Source organism: Helicobacter pylori (assembly GCF_006440215.1).
Lineage (GTDB): Bacteria > Campylobacterota > Campylobacteria > Campylobacterales > Helicobacteraceae > Helicobacter > Helicobacter pylori_CS.
In genome coordinates this window covers 12,262-29,235 of the sequence record NZ_VEZH01000018.1, presented here as the reverse complement: position 1 = coordinate 29,235, position 16,974 = coordinate 12,262, and the positions used below count along the sequence as shown (strand labels likewise).

Sequence of the window (16,974 nt, the reverse complement as noted above, 5' to 3'; positions counted from 1 at the left end):
ACCCCCAATAGCGCCCCCAAGATTCATTCGCCCACACCCCGCCTAAGAAATTCCCGGCTGTGAGCATGAACAGGCCTAAAATCATGCTCATTTCATTGATAGCGCTAATGGAGAGGATGGTTTTGTCCAAATTGAAACGCCCTTGTTTGCGCAAAATAAACAAAACCAAACTCAAAATCCCTAGCACAAAACACAAACCCAAAAAGCCATAACTAGCGGTGATAACAGAAACATGGATATTGAGCCAATAGGATTTCAACACCGGCACTAAATGACCGATTTGAGGGTCCATAAAGCCTAAATGAGCCACAAAGAGCGCGATACCAGCTAAAAAGCTAGAGGCCGATAGCGCGAGTTTGGAGCGTAAAATAAACCCTGCAATAACAGAAGCCCATGCGATATAAAGCATGGACTCATAAGCGTTGCTCCAAGGCGAATGCCCGCTCACATACCAGCGCAAAATGAGTCCCATAGAATGAGCGATTGCGCAAAGCAAGATAGCCACATAAAGGATTTTAGTGGGCCAAATATTTGGAATCGTGTTTTTAACAAGAGAGCTGATTACAACGATAAAAAGCAACAACCCAAGAAGGATATAAGGCAGGGTCAGGCGGTTAAAAAAATTGGTGTGGTTTAAAAAAATTTCAGAATCCACTTTAGAAGAGGGCAAATAGAGGTTTTTGGCATGCTCTTGCTGATAGACGCTTAAATCTTTTAGGGTTTTTTCTACTTTATCCCATTGATTGGTTTTTAAAGCGTCATCAAACCCGCTAAAAATATTTTTTAAAAACTCCGTTGCCACGCTTGAAATTTCTTTATTGGGGCTGTTGATCGCTTCAATGGGCGAGAGCCAAGCAGTGGTTTTATCGCTAGGGAAAATGCGTAAAAATTGAGCGCTAAAAAGCGTATAGACTAGGTTGATGCGTTCATCTACTTTTAAGACATCTTTATCCAACTCGTTGCGCGCATTGGGGGATTTTTGATTGACTTCTTCAACCAAATTTTTTAATTTATACCCACGGCTATCAAACGCATCTCTAAAAGCGATACGGCTTTCGTCTAAAGGCGTGCCGATAAGCTTTCTTAAGGCTTTATTAGAAGTGTAAATCATTTTAACGCTACGCCAATCATTGGGGAAAAACATGATCCCTAAAAGCACTTGCATGGCGTTTAGCCCTTGAAAATCATCTTTTCTTAAAATCTTATGGATATATTCAATGCTAATGGTATCAAGGGGTTTGATACGCCCGTCAAAATCCTGGACTTGAAGCCTTTGAAAGGCTTTTAAATGGTCTTTGGAATACTCTCTTAAATGCTTCAAACGCTCTAAAATCGCGCTTTTAGAATCTTCTTTATTGGCGGAATTTTCTATTTTTTGTCGCTCAATTTTAGCGCTTTTGCCCCCATGCATGTCAATTGGAGTCTCACTGGCAAACAAGGAAGTAAAAGGGCTGATTAAAATTAAAGCGAGTAAGAAACTAGCGGCTTGTTGGGATTTTAAAAAGCGTGAAAGCTTCAAAAAACGCCCGTTTTTATCCAAAAGCAACCACAAAGCCCCCAAAATAAGCATCGCATACCCTAAATAAGTGGGGATTTTACCCGGGTCTTTATTGACTGAGAGGATCGTGCCTTTTTCATCCGTATCATAGGAAGATTGGAAAAAGCGATAGCCCTCATAATCTAAAACATGGTTCATAAAGATCCTATAAGGTTTGATTAAAGTGTTATCCAATTTCAAAACTTCCACTTCTGAAGCGTAAGATGAAGGACTCATAGAGCCGGCGTAGCGCTCTAATTCAAAACGCTTCAGTTTGATTTGAAAGGGCAATTCAATGTAAGCGGATCCAAAACTTAAAGAGAGTTTGTCGTCTTTAAACACCTCGCTTTCTTCTATGCCTTCATTCCTGTTGGTTTTAATGAGGTTGAATTTGCGGCTCACGCCGTTATAGGTCGCTTTTAACACCAAAATCGTAGCGTCATCTTTTTTAATGGCGTTTTGCTTATAAATCTCTAAGGGTTCTAAAATTAAAGGCTTGTGATCTAAAGTGGCATGAATGGGTTTTAATCGTTTGGAATGATAAAAGGTTAAAGGCGTTTTTAAAGAAAGTTTTTTTTCGTCGTTTAGGGTGATATTAAGGTAAGTGTCCGCGCTTTCAAAAGAGCTTTGCGCGCTATTTTCTCGCACATGCATAAGCCCTTCTACGCCAAAAAAACGCGTGATGGCTGCCCCTAAAATGATGAAAATCAAAGAGCTGTGGAAAAAAAGGCTCGCATACCTTTTGCGCTCCAAAGCTTTAGATTTAATGAATGTGCCTATTAAAACCACCAACAAATACGCATGCAAGAAATTAAACCAAGGGGTGTTGTACACAATCGCCTTACTCGCGCTCGTGCCGTAATCGTTTTCTATAAAAGTGGCTATCGCACACGCTAAGGCATAGAGCGCAATTAAAGGGATAGCGACCCAAAAAGAAGCCAGCAAAAAAGAAAGCAGGCTTTTGAGATTCTTCATTAGACTTTCCTAGTTAGACTTGCCTTTAGAAAAGTTGGTTTTATACTTGATGTAAGCCTTTAATTTTTTAGTGAGATCCTCATCGTTTTTCGTGTCTTGATACTTCCCATCGCCGATAAATTCTAACACCGCTAAAAATTGCGTAGAGGGCATATAGCCGGGCAATTCATAGATGGTTTTGCCGGTTTTATCGGACAAAACAATCGTAGGGGTGGATTGGACGGCATAAATTTGCGCTAATTCTTCTGTGGACATTTTGATTTCTTTTTCATCATTTTTATCCTTATCGCCGACTTTAAAATCATGCTCTTTGGAGTAGCTGATATTGACATAGTAAGCGCTAAAATGCTCTTTAACATAGTCGCGCAATTCTTTAACATTTTTGAGATCTTTTTTAAACCTTTCACAATAGGAGCAACCATTACGGCCAAACACTAAAAGCATGTATTTATCGTTAGGGCTAATGGACTTATTGTCTGAAAAAACATCTTCTAAACCGGCATAGCTCTTTTTGTCTATATTATCTCGCTCATCATTTAATTCTTTGGAGCTTTGAGAGCCAGAGCTTAAAAGATTTTCATCTAATTTGTCCTTATTGTTGGATTTGCAAGCACTTAAAAATAGCGAAATCAATAACAAAACGCTTAAAAATTTCTTGGAAACATAAGAAAGTGAAAACATGTAATAACCTTTACTTTTTAATAGATTTGAAAACTTGGTATTTTACCATAATAATCGCTTTTTTATGTAAATTTCACTCACTTTTAAGGTTATTCACTAATTCAATGATGAATTTTGCAAACTCTATGGAATCGTTTAAGCATGGGCAAACCAAATATTCTTTAACCGCCAAGCGCTCTGCCATCAAGCGGTATTGCATGTCTAATTCATAGATCGTTTCAGAATTATCAATCGTGAAAGCCAAAGGATAGATGATGATATGAGATTTGCGGTGCTTTTCTATCAATTCTTCAGTGCTTGGCTCTAGCCATTTCATAGGCCCTAGCTTGGATTGGTAAGAGAGTAAGACTTCTTTAAAAGGGGTATTTTTTTGTTGCATCAACTCTTTTAACAAGCTCACATGGTGTTCGCATTCTTGCTGGTAAGTATCGCCGGCATCAATAACGCTTTTGGGTAAGCCATGGACGGAAAAGATTAAGACAAAATCCTGGCTTTTGCGGTTGTTTAGGGCGCTTAAAATCGTGTTTAAAATGATTTCATTAAGCTTTTTGCTGGCATAAAAACGCTCTATTAGTCGCACCTTAGGGCGGAAAGTTTCTAAGGATTTAAGGGCGTTAAAAGCGTCATTGAAGCTAGAAAGGGTGGTGGTGCTAGAATATTGCGGATACATGGAAAAAAACACCAAGCTTTCTACCTCTTTTAAGGCTAAATCTTGCAAGACCATAGACGCATAAGGGGGGGTATAGCGCATCGCATAAGTGTAAAAGCGAGAAGGATCCAATTCGTTCAAACGCTCTGTAAGGGCGAATGTGATAGGCGTTAAAGGGGATTTTCCCCCTAATTTTTCATAGATTTTTTTGGATTTTTCTATGCGGCTATTGACGATCATTTTACCCACCATTTTACGCATGAAATTATTTTTAATGGTAAGGATAAAGGGGTCATCAAACATGTTTTTTAAAAACACCCCCACTTCATAAAGGCTGTTAGGCCCTCCCATATTCAAAAGAACGACCGCTTCTTTAGGGGATTTTGTGGCGTTATTTTCTAAATCATTAAGCTTTTCATTGATTAAATTCATTAGTGCATGCTAAAATAAAACGATTAATAAAAAATAAATCGTTAGAAAGAAGTTAATGTTAGAGATGAGTTTGCAAGCATTAAATACACAAGATTCTTCTGTGATGGCTCAATCCTTGCTTATCCATGCCTTTTTTGCCGCCTTGCTTGCCCTAGCCTTTATGATCAATCTTTACACCCTTTTTAAAGAAAAGAATTTTATCCAATTGAACAAAAAAATCTATCTTGTCATGCCAGCGATTTACATTCTTTTAAGCATCGCTCTTTTGAGCGGGGTTTTTATTTGGGCGATGCAACAATTTGAATTTTCTTTTAGCGCTGTTGCCATGCTTTTAGGGTTGTTGTTGATTCTTATAGCAGAAATCAAACGCCATAAAAGCGTGAAATTCGCTATCACTAAAAAAGAAAGGATGGAGGCGTATATTAAAAAGGCTAAAATCCTGTATTTTTTAGAAACGATTCTTATTGTTGTGTTAATGGGCCTTTGAATGCGTTTTGTCTACCACCCTTTAGCCAAAGAGCCTGTTTTAAAAATAGAAGGCGAGAGTTATACGCATTTATACCGATCAAGGCGTATCAAAAGCGCGAGTCGTTTGGATTTGAGAAATTTAAAAGACGCCCTTTTATACACCTATGAGCATGCAGAAATCACTAAAAAACACGCCCTTTTAAAGCTAGTGGGCGTGCAAGCATTAGAGGTTATGGCCAGTAAAAAAACGCATTTGATTTTAAGCGTGATTGAAATCAAAAGCATTGAAAAAATTCTACCCTTTTTAAACCAGTTAGGCGTGAGCAAGTTGAGTTTATTCTATGCAGATTTTAGCCAACGCAATGAAAAAATAGACAGCACCAAATTAGAGCGCTTTCAAAAGATCTTGATTCATTCTTGCGAGCAATGCGGCCGCAGCGCTTTAATGGAATTGGAAGTGTTTTTAAACACTAAAGAGATGTTAAAAACCTACCCTAAGGCTAGCGTTTTGGATTTTAAGGGCGAAACCTTACCTGCAAGTGCGGGTTTTGAAAAGGGCGTTATCATAGGGCCTGAAGGGGGCTTTAGCGGACAAGAAAGAGAATATTTTAAAGAGCGTGAAATTTATCGCATCCCGTTAGATATGGTGCTAAAATCTGAGAGCGCATGCGTGTTTGTGGCGAGTATCGCACAAGTTTAGGGGGTATCGCAAAAGTTTTAAAAACAAAATTTTAAAAACTTAAGATCTTAATTTTTTGCTAAAAAGCTTGAGTTAAAGCCAATTTTTAACCCCTAAAATACCCACCCGTAATTAAAAAACACTTTAAAATGACTGCCCCCCTCATTCAAAACAACAGAGTCCGCATAGATGCCATTATTAGAAGCGATTTTAATACCGCTTTGGATTAAAGGAACGCTAATGCCTATGGAATATTTAGAATGCTTGTAGCGGTAATTAAACCCGGTAACTATATCTAAATTACCGCTTCCTTTGACTTGGTTGAAAACATAGTAACTATTGTATAAGCCCCTTAACCCCCCAAACACCCCAAAAGAGGAAGCAAAAACTTTTTTAGTAGGATTATCTTGCTTTTTATTGGTATAAGTGGTGATGAAATCAAACAACACATCCATTCCCCCACCATAGCTTAATTGCTGGATTTTTTCATCGTTAGCTTGAGCGTAGTTGTATTTGATAATGCCATAATAGGCTAACCCTATGTAGTCGTTGAAATAATGTTGGTAACCTATTTTAACATTAACCCCTAAAATAGGGCTTCTAAAATTCTTACTTGAAGAGCGGTAAGTGGTGGTGGAAGTGGTGGAAAAATTTTGCGCGATCGCGCTGACCATAGAGGTTGCAAAATTTTGCACGTTCAACCCGGCGTCTAAATAGTTGGCTTGGCTGCTCAAATTAGCGAAATTAATGGGCAGGGCGTTTTGATTGATGAGCTGTTGCCAAACAGCGGTGGTAATCCCTATAAGCCCAGCGGGGACTTGAGCGCAATTCGTATAGATGGAATTGGGGTAATTGCTAGGGAAAGCGGGCTGATTTTTACCGCCAAAACGAGAGCAAACATTATAGTCGTAACCATCATGGTCTCGCACTTCATGCCCGTTACTAAATTCTAGCTCTTCTTTCCCATTTTTCTCCACTTCATGCCCGCCTTCACACCGCACTTCCGGCCTGTTTCCTTCTTGGCACAAACGCACTCTTTGATAAGTCATGTTCCCATTATGGGTATAACCTAAAGTATGGCCGTATTCATGGATAATATCTCTTAATGCCAAAATAGCAACTTTATTCAAATTTTTGCCAAACAATTTTTCAGGGTTTAAGGCAAAAGGCGCTATCCCTAAAACACCTTGATTGAAGCCATTATCACCAGGAGCGTTTGCGCTGCCCAGTTGCGATCCTAGCCCTAAAAACCCCTTGGCCGCATTCAAGAGGTTCACCGTAAGCTCATTAGCGACTCTATAACTATTGATAACTTCTTCTGGGGTTAGCACGTATTTTTCATCTTTAGGATCAACAAGCCCGTTATTAAAAGGATTCACGCATTTAGGGTAATCAATACCGCACTCTGATGGGCTGTTAGCGAATTGGAAAGGGGCGTTTAAAACGGCTTCTTCCCAAGATTTGGAGTCAAACACCGCAATCATATCTAACATTAAATTGGTCAATTCTTCTGCGGTTTGTGGGGTGAAAGACACCGAAGCGACTTGACAACTCTTTTTATAACCAGGGCATTCATAATGAGGTTTAGGGGAAGCAAGAGGGCCACTAGGATCATTGTTACCGCTAGAAAATGGGTCTGTATTCTCATAAGTCATTTGAAGATTGGTCGTGATTTGACTGAGCTTTTCAAACAAACTCTGCGTGTTAGCGTCAGAAAAGGGGGTGGTAGTGGTTTGAAGTTGTTGGAGGCCATCAGAGTTGAATGGCGAATCGTTTGAAAAATTATTAAACAGGCTTGCCGGCAGAATGATTTGAGAATCTTTAGGGATAGTCTCTATCACGCCTAAATTGACTACCTTGCCTTGAGCGTCTGTGTAACTCAGCTCAATATTGTTTAAATTGTAGGGCAGAAAGTTTTGTATCACAACCACGCTGTTATTGCCATAGCCTTCAAACTCGGCATTATCCTTATTGTATGCCATCACATACACAGGGTTTTGAGAATAAAAAGTTAAGCCGTTGCCGTTGATATTAGCCGCTGTGAATAACTCAGTCGCTTTTTCTAAAATGGTGCTTTGGAGTATGTAGTACTTCCCATAAACGCTTTGTGGGGTGGCTGTATCGCTTTTGTTTTGTTCTTTAGGTTGCTCGTTAGTTTGCGGGTGGGTTAGGGGATTTTCTTGGATTTTTGGGGTGTTTTGAGCTGTCGCTTCTTCTTTAGTTTGAGCGCCTTCTAATAACCCGGTTTCAAACCCGGCTTCTATAAAAAAGCCGTCTTTTTGGTGTTTTTGAAAGGCTTCTAAAGGGTTGAACAAGCCGATTAAAGACAAGCAAATCGTTTTACTAACGAATCTTAGCATGGTAATTTCCTAAATGGTTTAGCGTTTTGTTCTCAAAGAGTTTGCAACTCAATGAAACTGAAGTTTCGTATTATAATATATTTTTGAGAAATTGCGGTATTGTTTGTATTAAAAAATAAACAACGCCCAAAGGGATAAACGCTTTTATCTTTCTTCAAATCACTTTAAAATTTTAGGCAAAGTGATGCCCACTTGCCCTTGATACTTACCGCCTCTGTCTTTATAGCTTTGCTCACACGCTTCATCGCCTTGTAAAAACACCACTTGCGCGATCCCCTCATTGGCATAGACTTTAGCCGGTAGGTTAGTGGTGTTAGAAATTTCAATCGTGATATAGCCTTCAAATTCCGGCTCAAAAGGCGTAACATTCACAATAATCCCGCACCTGGCGTAAGTGCTCTTGCCTAAACAAATCGCTAAGGTGTCTTTAGGCATTTTAAAATACTCTATCGTATGGGCTAGAGCGAACGCGTTAGCGGGTAAGATAAAAAAGCCCTCTTGACTGGCATCAATTTTAGTCGCGTTGTTAGGGTCAAAGTTTTTAGGGTCAATTAAAGCGTTTTTGTTATCAAAGAGCATGAACTCACTCCCCACCCTAATATCATACCCATAACTGCTCAAACCATAGCTGATCACATTCTTACCGATTTGCTTTTCGCAAAAAGGGCTAATCATGCCATGCTCTAAACTCATTTTTTTAATCCAAGAATCCGCTTTTAATCCCATACGCACAAAGCCTTTAAAGTTTGTTAATAATTATGTTATTATAACAATAATTTTTTGCTAAAACGCTTAGTAAGATTATGTGTTTGTGGCATATTTTAAAATAATATTAAGGAATAAATCGTTATGAACCTTTCTGAAATTGAAGAGTTGATCAAAGAATTTAAAGCTTCTGATTTAGGGCATTTGAAATTAAAGCATGAGCATTTTGAATTGGTTTTGGATAAAGAATCCGCTTATGCGAAAAAAAATGCGCTAAGTTCCGCCCATTCTCCAGCTCCCATTATGGTAGAAGCGAGCATGCCAAGCGTTCAAACTCCTGTGCCTATGGTATGCACTCCCATTGTAGATAAAAAAGAAGATTTCGTGCTTTCGCCTATGGTAGGCACTTTTTATCATGCGCCCTCACCTGGGGCTGAGCCTTATGTCAAAGCCGGCGATACGCTTAAAAAAGGGCAAATCGTGGGCATTGTAGAAGCGATGAAAATCATGAATGAAATTGAAGTGGAATACCCTTGCAAGGTGGTTTCTGTTGAAGTGGGAGACGCTCAACCGGTAGAATACGGCACGAAACTCATCAAAGTTGAAAAGCTCTAAAATCCATGAATAAAGAAAATAAAAAGGTAGAAAAAAAAGAGCTTTCACGCATTTTGATCGCTAATAGAGGCGAGATCGCTTTAAGAGCGATCCAAACCATTCAAGAAATGGGTAAAGAATCCATAGCCATTTATTCTATCGCTGACAAAGACGCCCACTATCTCAATACGGCTAACGCAAAAGTGTGTATAGGAGGGGCAAAATCCAGCGAGAGTTACTTGAATATCCCTGCGATCATTAGCGCGGCGGAATTGTTTGAAGCGGATGCAATTTTCCCCGGGTATGGGTTTTTGAGCGAGAATCAGAATTTTGTAGAGATTTGCTCGCACCATTCTTTAGAATTTATTGGTCCGAGCGCGAAAGTCATGGCTTTAATGAGCGACAAATCCAAAGCCAAAAGCGTGATGAAAGAAGCCGGCATGCCTGTGATTGAGGGCAGTGATGGGTTGCTTAAAAGCTATCAAGAAGCTGAAGAAATCGCTGATAAAATCGGCTACCCTGTCATCATTAAAGCGGCCGCTGGTGGGGGCGGGAGAGGCATGCGTGTCGTAGAAGATAAATCCAGGCTTAAAAACCTTTATCTAGCCGCAGAAACGGAAGCTTTGAGCGCATTTGGCGATGGGAGCGTGTATTTAGAAAAGTTCATCAACAAGCCCAAGCACATTGAAGTCCAAATTCTAGCCGATAAGCATGGCAATGTCATTCATGTGGGCGAAAGGGATTGTTCGGTGCAAAGACGCCAGCAAAAGCTCATTGAAGAAACCCCGGCAGTGGTTTTAGAAGAGGGTATTCGTAAGCGTTTGCTAGAAACAGCGATCAAGGCCGCTAAATATATCGGCTATGTGGGGGCTGGGACTTTTGAATTTTTGCTCGATTCTAACATGAAAGATTTTTATTTCATGGAGATGAACACTCGTTTGCAAGTGGAACACACCATTAGCGAAATGGTGAGCGGGTTAAACCTCATTGAATGGATGATTAAAATCGCTCAAGGCGAGAAACTACCCAAGCAAGAAAGCTTTTCTCTCAAAGGGCATGCGATAGAATGCAGGATCACTGCAGAAGATCCTAAAAAATTCTACCCAAGCCCGGGTAAAATCACCGAATGGATCGCCCCTGGTGGGGTGAATGTGCGTCTTGATTCGCATGCGCATGCCCATTATGTCGTGCCTACACACTATGATTCTATGATTGGCAAGCTCATTGTATGGGGTGAAAACAGAGAAAGAGCGATCGCTAAGATGAAAAGGGCTTTAAAGGAATTTAAAGTAGAAGGCATTAAAACGACCATTCCTTTCCACCTTGAAATGCTTGAAAATGCGGATTTCAGGCAAGCAAAAATCCACACGAAGTATTTAGAAGAAAATTTTTAAACTTAATTGCAAGGAGATTTTAATGAAGCAAGTGATTAAAAGGGTTCTTAAGGGTTTGTTACCCAATCGGTTTTTAAACGCGTATCATCATGTTGAAAATTTGGGAGCGATTAAAGAGCAGATTCGTTCTAATGTTGAAACTCTAGGATCGTTTAAAGAGCAAATCAACTCTATAGCTAATCAGGTCAATTCCATTCTTTGGCGAGCTGAAAGGGTAATGTCTATCAATGAATTGTTTGTTGAAACCCCTAACGAGAAGGTTGAAGGGTTCATCAAGAGCTTGCACCCCATTAAGACCGAGCATGAATTGGTGCGTTTTGGGGCAAAACATGATGGGGGCTATTTGATACCCAATGATTTTAAGGGGATTAGAGCACTCTTTTCTCCAGGTGTGGGAGGTGAGAGCGCGTTTGAAGAAGATTTTTATCGTCAACGCAAACTTGCAAACCATAACGATATATATATATATATATGGCAGACAAGTCGGTCAATGAACCGATACTGAATATCCCTAAAGAAAACTACTCCTTTATCAAAAAGTTCATCGGTTGCACTGACAATGAAGATTTTATTACACTAGACACTTGGGTTAATAACTCTCAAGTGGGCGAAGGGGATTTAATGTTGCAAATGGATATTGAAGGGGGCGAATATCTCGCTCTCATCAGTGCGAGCGATGCACTATTGAATCGTTTCAGAATCATTGCTTTAGAAATCCATTGTCTGAAATATTTGTGGGATAACAACTATTTTGAAATAGTTCAAAGCGCTTTAAATAAAATTCTAAAAACGCATTATTGCGTGCATTTGCACCCCAATAATTGTTGCACCCCTCACCATCACAATGGGGTGAGTATCGTTGAAGTCATAGAGTGCACTTTCATCAGAAAGGATCGGGTGAAACATATCTTGGGCTATTGCGATGAGTTCCCACATCCATTAGACACTGACAATGTGGTTGAACACCCCACGCTTATTTTACCCAGAAACTGGTATGGAGGCTGAAGTCTTTTTGTTTTGAAATGCTTGAAAATGCGGATTTCAGGCAAGCAAAAATCCACACGAAGTATTTAGAAGAAAATTTTTAAGTTTTAAGGATTTTCTTAAGCATGATTTAAGGATTTTAAACGATCAGAAAAAATCAGCATTAAATTTTATGATTTTATAGTAAAGTTTTTTCATGCAAACCTTGTTTAAAGAAGTTACCCCTAAACGCTATGTCAATGGCAATGAGATGAAAGAAAATTCTAGCAATGTTCTAGATCAGTATTTCACTAAGCCTAGTGTGGCTTTAAAATGCTTTCAAAAAGCTTGTGAAGTTATTAAAAAATACGAAAATCTGGATGACTTTATTTTTTTAGAGCCAAGTGCAGGCGATGGGGTGTTTTATGACTTGTTCCCTAAAAATAGACGCATTGGTATAGACATTGAACCTAAAAGAGATGGATTTATTCAATGCGATTTTTTAAATTATAAATTGCCTACGCATCAAAAAGTGATTTGCCTGGGCAACCCTCCTTTTGGGCATCGTAGGGTTATGGCGTTAGAATTTATCAACCATGCTAGAAATTGTGATTTTGTGTGTTTCATCCTACCCATGTTCTTTGAAAGTCAAGGAAAAGGCTCTATTAAATATCGTGTGAAAGGTTTGAATCTGCTTTATAGCGAACGCTTAGAAAAAAATGCGTTTATAGATTTTAAAAATAAAGAAGTGGATGTGCATTGCGTGTTTCAAATTTGGAGCAAAAAATATCAAAATAAAAAAAGTGAATTTTCTTGGTATAAGAATCGCCATAAAGAACCCTTTAGCGAATATATCAAGGTTTTCACGGTTTCATTAGCTAAAAACAGAGAATGCGGTAAAGAGTGGATTTTTAATCAAAAAGCGTCTTTTTACATTTCATCAACTTTTTATAAAAGCACACAAATTGTAGAGAACTTTGAGGAAGTTAAGTATCAATCTGGTATTGCTGTGGTATTTACTAGCGCTGACAAGGTTTTAAACGCTAAATTAAAAAAACTATTCAAAGAAATTGATTGGACAAAATACGCAAGTTTAGCGACTAATTCTTGCTATCACTTAGGCAAAAGCCATATTTTTCAAGCCCTACATGATCATTTGGATAAAAGGATAATTGATGGATTTGGAACAAACTTTTTTAAAAATTATTGAAAAAAACATAAAGAATTGAATTTAGGGCAAGATTACAACGCTATTTTTTCAAAAATTAGAGATTTTGAAGCCAACACTATAGGGCAGATTGGCGAAGAGTTTTTAAAAAGCGTGCTTAACGCTATAGATGAAGTGATCAATGATGGCATTATTCATGATGAATACGATATTATGACAAAAAGCGGTGTGTCTTTTGAGGTCAAAACAGCGCAAAAAGGCAGAACCAACAACACTTTTTTAGTTCAATGGCATAAACCCACGATACAACTATGATTTTTTGATTTGCTTAGGAGTGTGCGAAGACCAATTACTTTATAGAGTTTTTAAAAAAGATGAAATCAACTACATTCATAAAGAAAGAAAATACTTTATGAAACAAAATGAATTTAAAAAGCAATTGGTGCCAATGAATCCTGATAATCAAGTCAATTATAAGCTCACCCTCAATCTTAAAGAACTGAAAGAAATTACAAACCTCATCAAAGAGTTAGAGAGGATTTTAGAGTTAGATTAATATTTTTAGATAGAATTGAGTGGATCAAAATGTTTTTAGGAATAAAGTTTGCTTATCTTATCTTTAAGAAATAAAATGAAGTGGAGGATAGGATGTCTAAGATTTCAAATCATTATAACCCATCTTTGATGATGAGGGATTACCACACCCAAAGGGTTAGTCCGCACGCAAGAAAAGAAGAAAATAAGGAAATTCAAAATCTTTCAGAGAATGATGAAAAGATCAAATTAGCCAAACAGGCTAAGCAGGATAACCTAGCCATAGGGGATTTAGAAAGCCGTCTCAAAAGCTTAAAAGGCATGGATAAAGACGCTAAAGAATTGGTGGGGATTTCTAAAGCTTACGCTCACAATAATGAAAAAGATCGAAGCGATTTTGAGCATTTCAAAAGCCGTTTGGACAAAGCGATTGATTCTTTCAACCAAAAATCAGGCAATGATAGCTTGAAACTCCCTAGCAATATTGATATTGATGACACGAAGGCTTTGGAGAAATTTTCAAAATCATTAGAAAGTGAGAAAGAAAGCATTCAAAACTCTTTGCACCAGTGGAAAAAACAGCTCGCTGAAACGAATCATTTGAACAAGGAATACAACACCTTAGATAAAACAAGACTGAACGCTCAAAAATTCCAAGATGTCCATGACACAAGCAAGATCACCCCATCTCGCTTGCAAGACTTACTCGCTTGAAAGAGTTTGCTTATAGCGAGCCTTGTTTAGATGAAGAAGATAAAAAGGCTGTTTTAGAGGTTTTAAATTCTAAACAGCTCACGCAAGGCAAACGCTCTCTGTTATTTGAAGAAGCTTTGTGCGAGTTTTTGGGCGTTAAGCATGCGTTAGTGTTTAACAGCGCGACTTCAGCCCTTTTAACGCTCTATAGGAATTTTAGCGATTTTGACGCTGATTGTAATGAAATAATCACCACCCCTATAAGCTTTGTAGCGACAGCTAACATGCTCTTAGAAAGCGGTTACAAACCCGTATTTGCTGAAATTAAAAACGATGGCAATATAGATGAATTGGCCCTAGAAAAGCTCATTAACGAAAAAACCAAAGCCATAGTGAGCGTGGATTATGCCGGTAAAAGCGTGGAAATAGGAAGCATTCAAAAGCTTTGCAAAAGGCATTCTTTGAGTTTTCTTTCTGACAGCTCGCATGCTCTAGGGAGCGAGTATCAAAACAAAAAAGTAGGAGGCTTTGCGTTAGCGAGCGTGTTTAGTTTCCATGCCATTAAACCTATCACTACGGCTGAAGGGGGAGCGGTCGTTACTAACGATGGCGAATTGTATGAAAAAATGAAATGGTTTCGCTCTCATGGCATGCTCAAAAAAGATTTTTTTGAAGGCGAAGTCAAAAGCATAGGGCATAACTTCCGCTTGAATGAAATCCAAAGCGCTTTGGGTTTGAGCCAGCTTAAAAAAGCCCCCCTTTTAATGCAAAAAAGAGAAGAAATCGCTCTAGTTTATGATAGGATTTTTAAAGACAACCCCTATTTCACCCCTTTACACCCCTTGTTAAAATATCAAAGCTCTAACCACCTTTATCCTATTTTAATACGCCAAAAATTTTTTACATGCAAAAAACTCATTTTAGAAAATTTGCACAAGCGTGGCATTTTAGCCCAAGTGCATTACAAGCCCATTTACCAATACCAATTGTATCAACAGCTCTTCAATACAGCCCCATTAAAAAGCGCGGAGGATTTTTATAACGCTGAAATTTCCTTGCCTTGTCATGCGAATTTGAATTTAGAGAGCGTTCAAAACATCGCTCATGGCGTTTTAAAAACTTTTGAGGATCTTAAGATAGAATAAGTTTCATTTATAGGGTTTCAAATCTTAATCATGAAGAATGGTGCGGAAGAAAGGAATCGAACCTTCATGCCTTGCGGCGCTAGATCCTAAGTCTAGTGCGTCTACCAATTTCGCCACTTCCGCACACCGCACGCAATCGCACACATAAGAAGTAGAAAATAAAGAAGCAGTATTTTAGCTTTTTAATCCTTTAAAAATACTGAAAAATTGAAGTTTTTTAAAATTTGGAGTTTTTTCTGGCTTTTAGGGGGTTTTAAATTCTTTTAAGGTATTCTAACAAGACTATATCATTGAGATAGTTTTAAGGAAATTAAGGAACAAAATGGAAGTTTCACGCAAGAAAATTTACAACCCCAATTCTACAGAAAGTGTGAATGAAAGAAAGATTTTTGGGGGCAATCCTACAAGCATGTTTGATTTGAATAAAATCAAGTATCAATGGGCGGATCATTTGTGGAAAACGATGCTCGCTAACACCTGGTTTGCTGAAGAAGTGAGCATGAATGATGACAAAAGAGATTATTTGAAATTGAGCGCAGAAGAAAAGATCGGCTATGACAGAGCTTTAGCACAGCTCATTTTTATGGACAGCTTGCAAGCGAATAATTTAATTGACAATATCAATCCCTTCATCACCAGCCCCGAAATCAATTTGTGTTTGGTGCGTCAAGCTTATGAAGAAGCCTTACACAGCCATGCGTATGCGGTGATGGTAGAAAGCATAAGCGCGAATACTGAAGAGATTTATGACATGTGGCGTAACGATATGCAATTAAAAAGCAAGAATGACTATATCGCGCAAGTGTATATGGAATTAGCCAAAAACCCTACAGAAGAAAACATTCTCAAAGCGCTTTTTGCTAACCAGATTTTAGAGGGGATTTATTTTTATAGCGGGTTTAGCTATTTTTACACTTTGGCTAGGAGCGGTAAAATGCTAGGATCAGCACAAATGATTCGTTTTATCCAAAGAGATGAGGTAACGCATTTGATTTTATTCCAAAACATGATCAACGCTTTAAGGAATGAAAGAGCGGATCTATTCACGCCACAATTGATTAATGAAGTCATAGGAATGTTTAAAAAAGCGGTAGAAATTGAAGCTTTGTGGGGGGATTATATCACGCAAGGCAAGATTTTAGGGCTCACTTCAAGCTTGATTGAGCAATACATCCAGTTTTTAGCGGATAGCCGTTTGAGTAAGGTGGGTATCGCTAAAGTTTATGGCGTCCAACACCCCATTAAATGGGTAGAGAGCTTTTCAAGTTTCAATGAGCAGCGCTCTAATTTCTTTGAGGCTAGGGTGAGTAATTACGCTAAAGGGAGCGTGAGTTTTGATGATTTTTAAGGGGCTTGTTTGAATAGTATTAAAAACCATTTGATGTGTGAAGAAATCAATAAGCGTTTCAATTTGCACCCCAAAGTGAGAGAGGCTATGGAGAGCATTGAAAGAGAGATTTTTGTGCCAGCCCCCTTTAAACATTTTGCCTACACTTTAAACGCGCTTTCTATGCAAGCGCAACAATACATTTCTTCACCCCTAACCGTGGCCAAAATGACGCAATATTTAGAAATTGATCATGTGGATAGCGTGCTAGAAATTGGCTGCGGGAGCGGCTATCAAGCGGCGGTGCTGTCTCAAATTTTCAGGCGCGTTTTTAGCATTGAAAGGATTGAAAGCCTGTATATAGAAGCGCGCTTACGCCTTAAAACTCTCGGTTTAAACAATGTTCATGTTAAATTCGCTGACGGGAATAAGGGCTGGGATCAATACGCCCCCTATGATAGGATTTTGTTTTCTGCTTGCGCTAAAAATATCCCTCAAGTGCTCATTGATCAGCTTGAAGAAGGCGGGATATTAGTCGCGCCCATTCAAGAAAATAACGAGCAAGTGATCAAACGCTTTGTGAAGCAAAATAACGCCTTGCGTGTCCAAAAAGTGTTAGAAAAATGCTTGTTCGTGCCTGTTGTAGATGGGGTGCAATAAAGATTAAGGC

General features: G+C 38.7%; 16 protein-coding genes, 1 tRNA gene and 1 pseudogene. 12 read left to right on the top strand and 6 right to left on the bottom strand.

Annotation, left to right across the window (positions count from 1 at the left end; all coding sequences use genetic code 11):
• The 3 genes from ccsA to hemH form a co-directional block, all read right to left on the bottom strand.
• The coding region (gene ccsA, locus FIM44_RS07565) for a cytochrome c biogenesis protein CcsA (protein ID WP_140579612.1) at positions 1 to 2,512 on the bottom strand (2,512 nt) is incomplete at its 3' end.
• Positions 2,513 to 2,521: 9 nt separating this feature from the next.
• Positions 2,522 to 3,193, bottom strand: coding sequence for a SoxW family protein (locus tag FIM44_RS07560; RefSeq protein WP_140579611.1), 672 nt, complete (start codon positions 3,191 to 3,193; stop codon positions 2,522 to 2,524).
• Positions 3,194 to 3,266: 73 nt separating this feature from the next.
• Positions 3,267 to 4,274: a ferrochelatase gene (hemH, locus tag FIM44_RS07555; protein ID WP_140579610.1), complete on the bottom strand. Its 1,008-nt coding sequence runs from the start codon at positions 4,272 to 4,274 to the stop codon at positions 3,267 to 3,269.
• A 55-nt stretch (positions 4,275 to 4,329) separates the two neighbouring features.
• Here hemH and FIM44_RS07550 point away from each other — a divergent pair, with 55 nt between their 5' ends.
• Entirely contained in the window at positions 4,330 to 4,761 is a 432-nt protein-coding gene (locus tag FIM44_RS07550) for a hypothetical protein (RefSeq protein ID WP_100974336.1), read from the top strand.
• Positions 4,762 to 5,442 (top strand): 16S rRNA (uracil(1498)-N(3))-methyltransferase, encoded by a 681-nt coding sequence (locus FIM44_RS07545; RefSeq protein ID WP_140579609.1) that lies wholly within the window; start codon positions 4,762 to 4,764, stop codon positions 5,440 to 5,442.
• 92 nt (positions 5,443 to 5,534) lie between these two features.
• Here FIM44_RS07545 and FIM44_RS07540 read toward each other — a convergent pair whose 3' ends face one another.
• Complete coding sequence (locus FIM44_RS07540; protein ID WP_140579608.1) at positions 5,535 to 7,781, bottom strand: porin family protein; 2,247 nt, start codon at positions 7,779 to 7,781, stop codon at positions 5,535 to 5,537.
• A 159-nt stretch (positions 7,782 to 7,940) separates the two neighbouring features.
• Complete coding sequence (gene dcd / locus FIM44_RS07535) at positions 7,941 to 8,507, bottom strand: dCTP deaminase (protein ID WP_140569773.1); 567 nt, start codon at positions 8,505 to 8,507, stop codon at positions 7,941 to 7,943.
• 123 nt (positions 8,508 to 8,630) lie between these two features.
• Here dcd and accB point away from each other — a divergent pair, with 123 nt between their 5' ends.
• The 8 genes and pseudogenes from accB to pseC all read left to right on the top strand — a co-directional run bounded on the left by accB (position 8,631) and on the right by pseC (position 14,977).
• Positions 8,631 to 9,101, top strand: coding sequence for an acetyl-CoA carboxylase biotin carboxyl carrier protein (gene accB / locus FIM44_RS07530; RefSeq protein WP_001053806.1), 471 nt, complete (start codon positions 8,631 to 8,633; stop codon positions 9,099 to 9,101).
• A 5-nt stretch (positions 9,102 to 9,106) separates the two neighbouring features.
• The gene (locus FIM44_RS07525; RefSeq protein WP_033124075.1) at positions 9,107 to 10,474 is read left to right on the top strand and encodes an acetyl-CoA carboxylase biotin carboxylase subunit; all 1,368 of its coding nucleotides are present in this window, start codon (positions 9,107 to 9,109) and stop codon (positions 10,472 to 10,474) included.
• Between the two features lie 22 nt (positions 10,475 to 10,496).
• The gene (locus FIM44_RS07520; RefSeq protein WP_140579607.1) at positions 10,497 to 10,979 is read left to right on the top strand and encodes a hypothetical protein; all 483 of its coding nucleotides are present in this window, start codon (positions 10,497 to 10,499) and stop codon (positions 10,977 to 10,979) included.
• Positions 10,946 to 11,479: an FkbM family methyltransferase gene (locus tag FIM44_RS07515; RefSeq protein WP_120881442.1), complete on the top strand. Its 534-nt coding sequence runs from the start codon at positions 10,946 to 10,948 to the stop codon at positions 11,477 to 11,479. The genes FIM44_RS07520 and FIM44_RS07515 overlap by 34 nt, the downstream gene beginning before the upstream one ends.
• Positions 11,480 to 11,654: 175 nt before the next feature.
• A complete protein-coding gene (locus tag FIM44_RS07510) occupies positions 11,655 to 12,647 on the top strand; it encodes an SAM-dependent methyltransferase (protein ID WP_140579606.1) in 993 nt (330 codons plus the stop codon).
• Between the two features lie 15 nt (positions 12,648 to 12,662).
• Positions 12,663 to 13,161 (top strand): annotated as a pseudogene (locus FIM44_RS08855) (restriction endonuclease).
• Positions 13,162 to 13,253: 92 nt separating this feature from the next.
• Positions 13,254 to 13,853: a Laminin subunit alpha-2 precursor gene (locus FIM44_RS07500; RefSeq protein ID WP_078246935.1), complete on the top strand. Its 600-nt coding sequence runs from the start codon at positions 13,254 to 13,256 to the stop codon at positions 13,851 to 13,853.
• Positions 13,850 to 14,977, top strand: a complete 1,128-nt coding sequence (gene pseC / locus FIM44_RS07495) for a UDP-4-amino-4,6-dideoxy-N-acetyl-beta-L-altrosamine transaminase (RefSeq protein WP_140579605.1) — start codon at positions 13,850 to 13,852, stop codon at positions 14,975 to 14,977. The genes FIM44_RS07500 and pseC overlap by 4 nt, the downstream gene beginning before the upstream one ends.
• A gap of 38 nt (positions 14,978 to 15,015) precedes the next feature.
• Here pseC and FIM44_RS07490 read toward each other — a convergent pair.
• A tRNA-Leu gene (locus FIM44_RS07490) sits at positions 15,016 to 15,100 on the bottom strand.
• A 199-nt stretch (positions 15,101 to 15,299) separates the two neighbouring features.
• Between FIM44_RS07490 and FIM44_RS07485 the strand changes: the two genes are divergently transcribed.
• Both FIM44_RS07485 and pcm read left to right on the top strand, forming a co-directional pair.
• Positions 15,300 to 16,325: a ribonucleotide-diphosphate reductase subunit beta gene (locus tag FIM44_RS07485; RefSeq protein WP_000453999.1), complete on the top strand. Its 1,026-nt coding sequence runs from the start codon at positions 15,300 to 15,302 to the stop codon at positions 16,323 to 16,325.
• A gap of 9 nt (positions 16,326 to 16,334) precedes the next feature.
• A complete protein-coding gene (gene pcm, locus FIM44_RS07480) occupies positions 16,335 to 16,964 on the top strand; it encodes a protein-L-isoaspartate O-methyltransferase (protein WP_140579604.1) in 630 nt (209 codons plus the stop codon).
• Positions 16,965 to 16,974 lie beyond the last annotated feature (10 nt).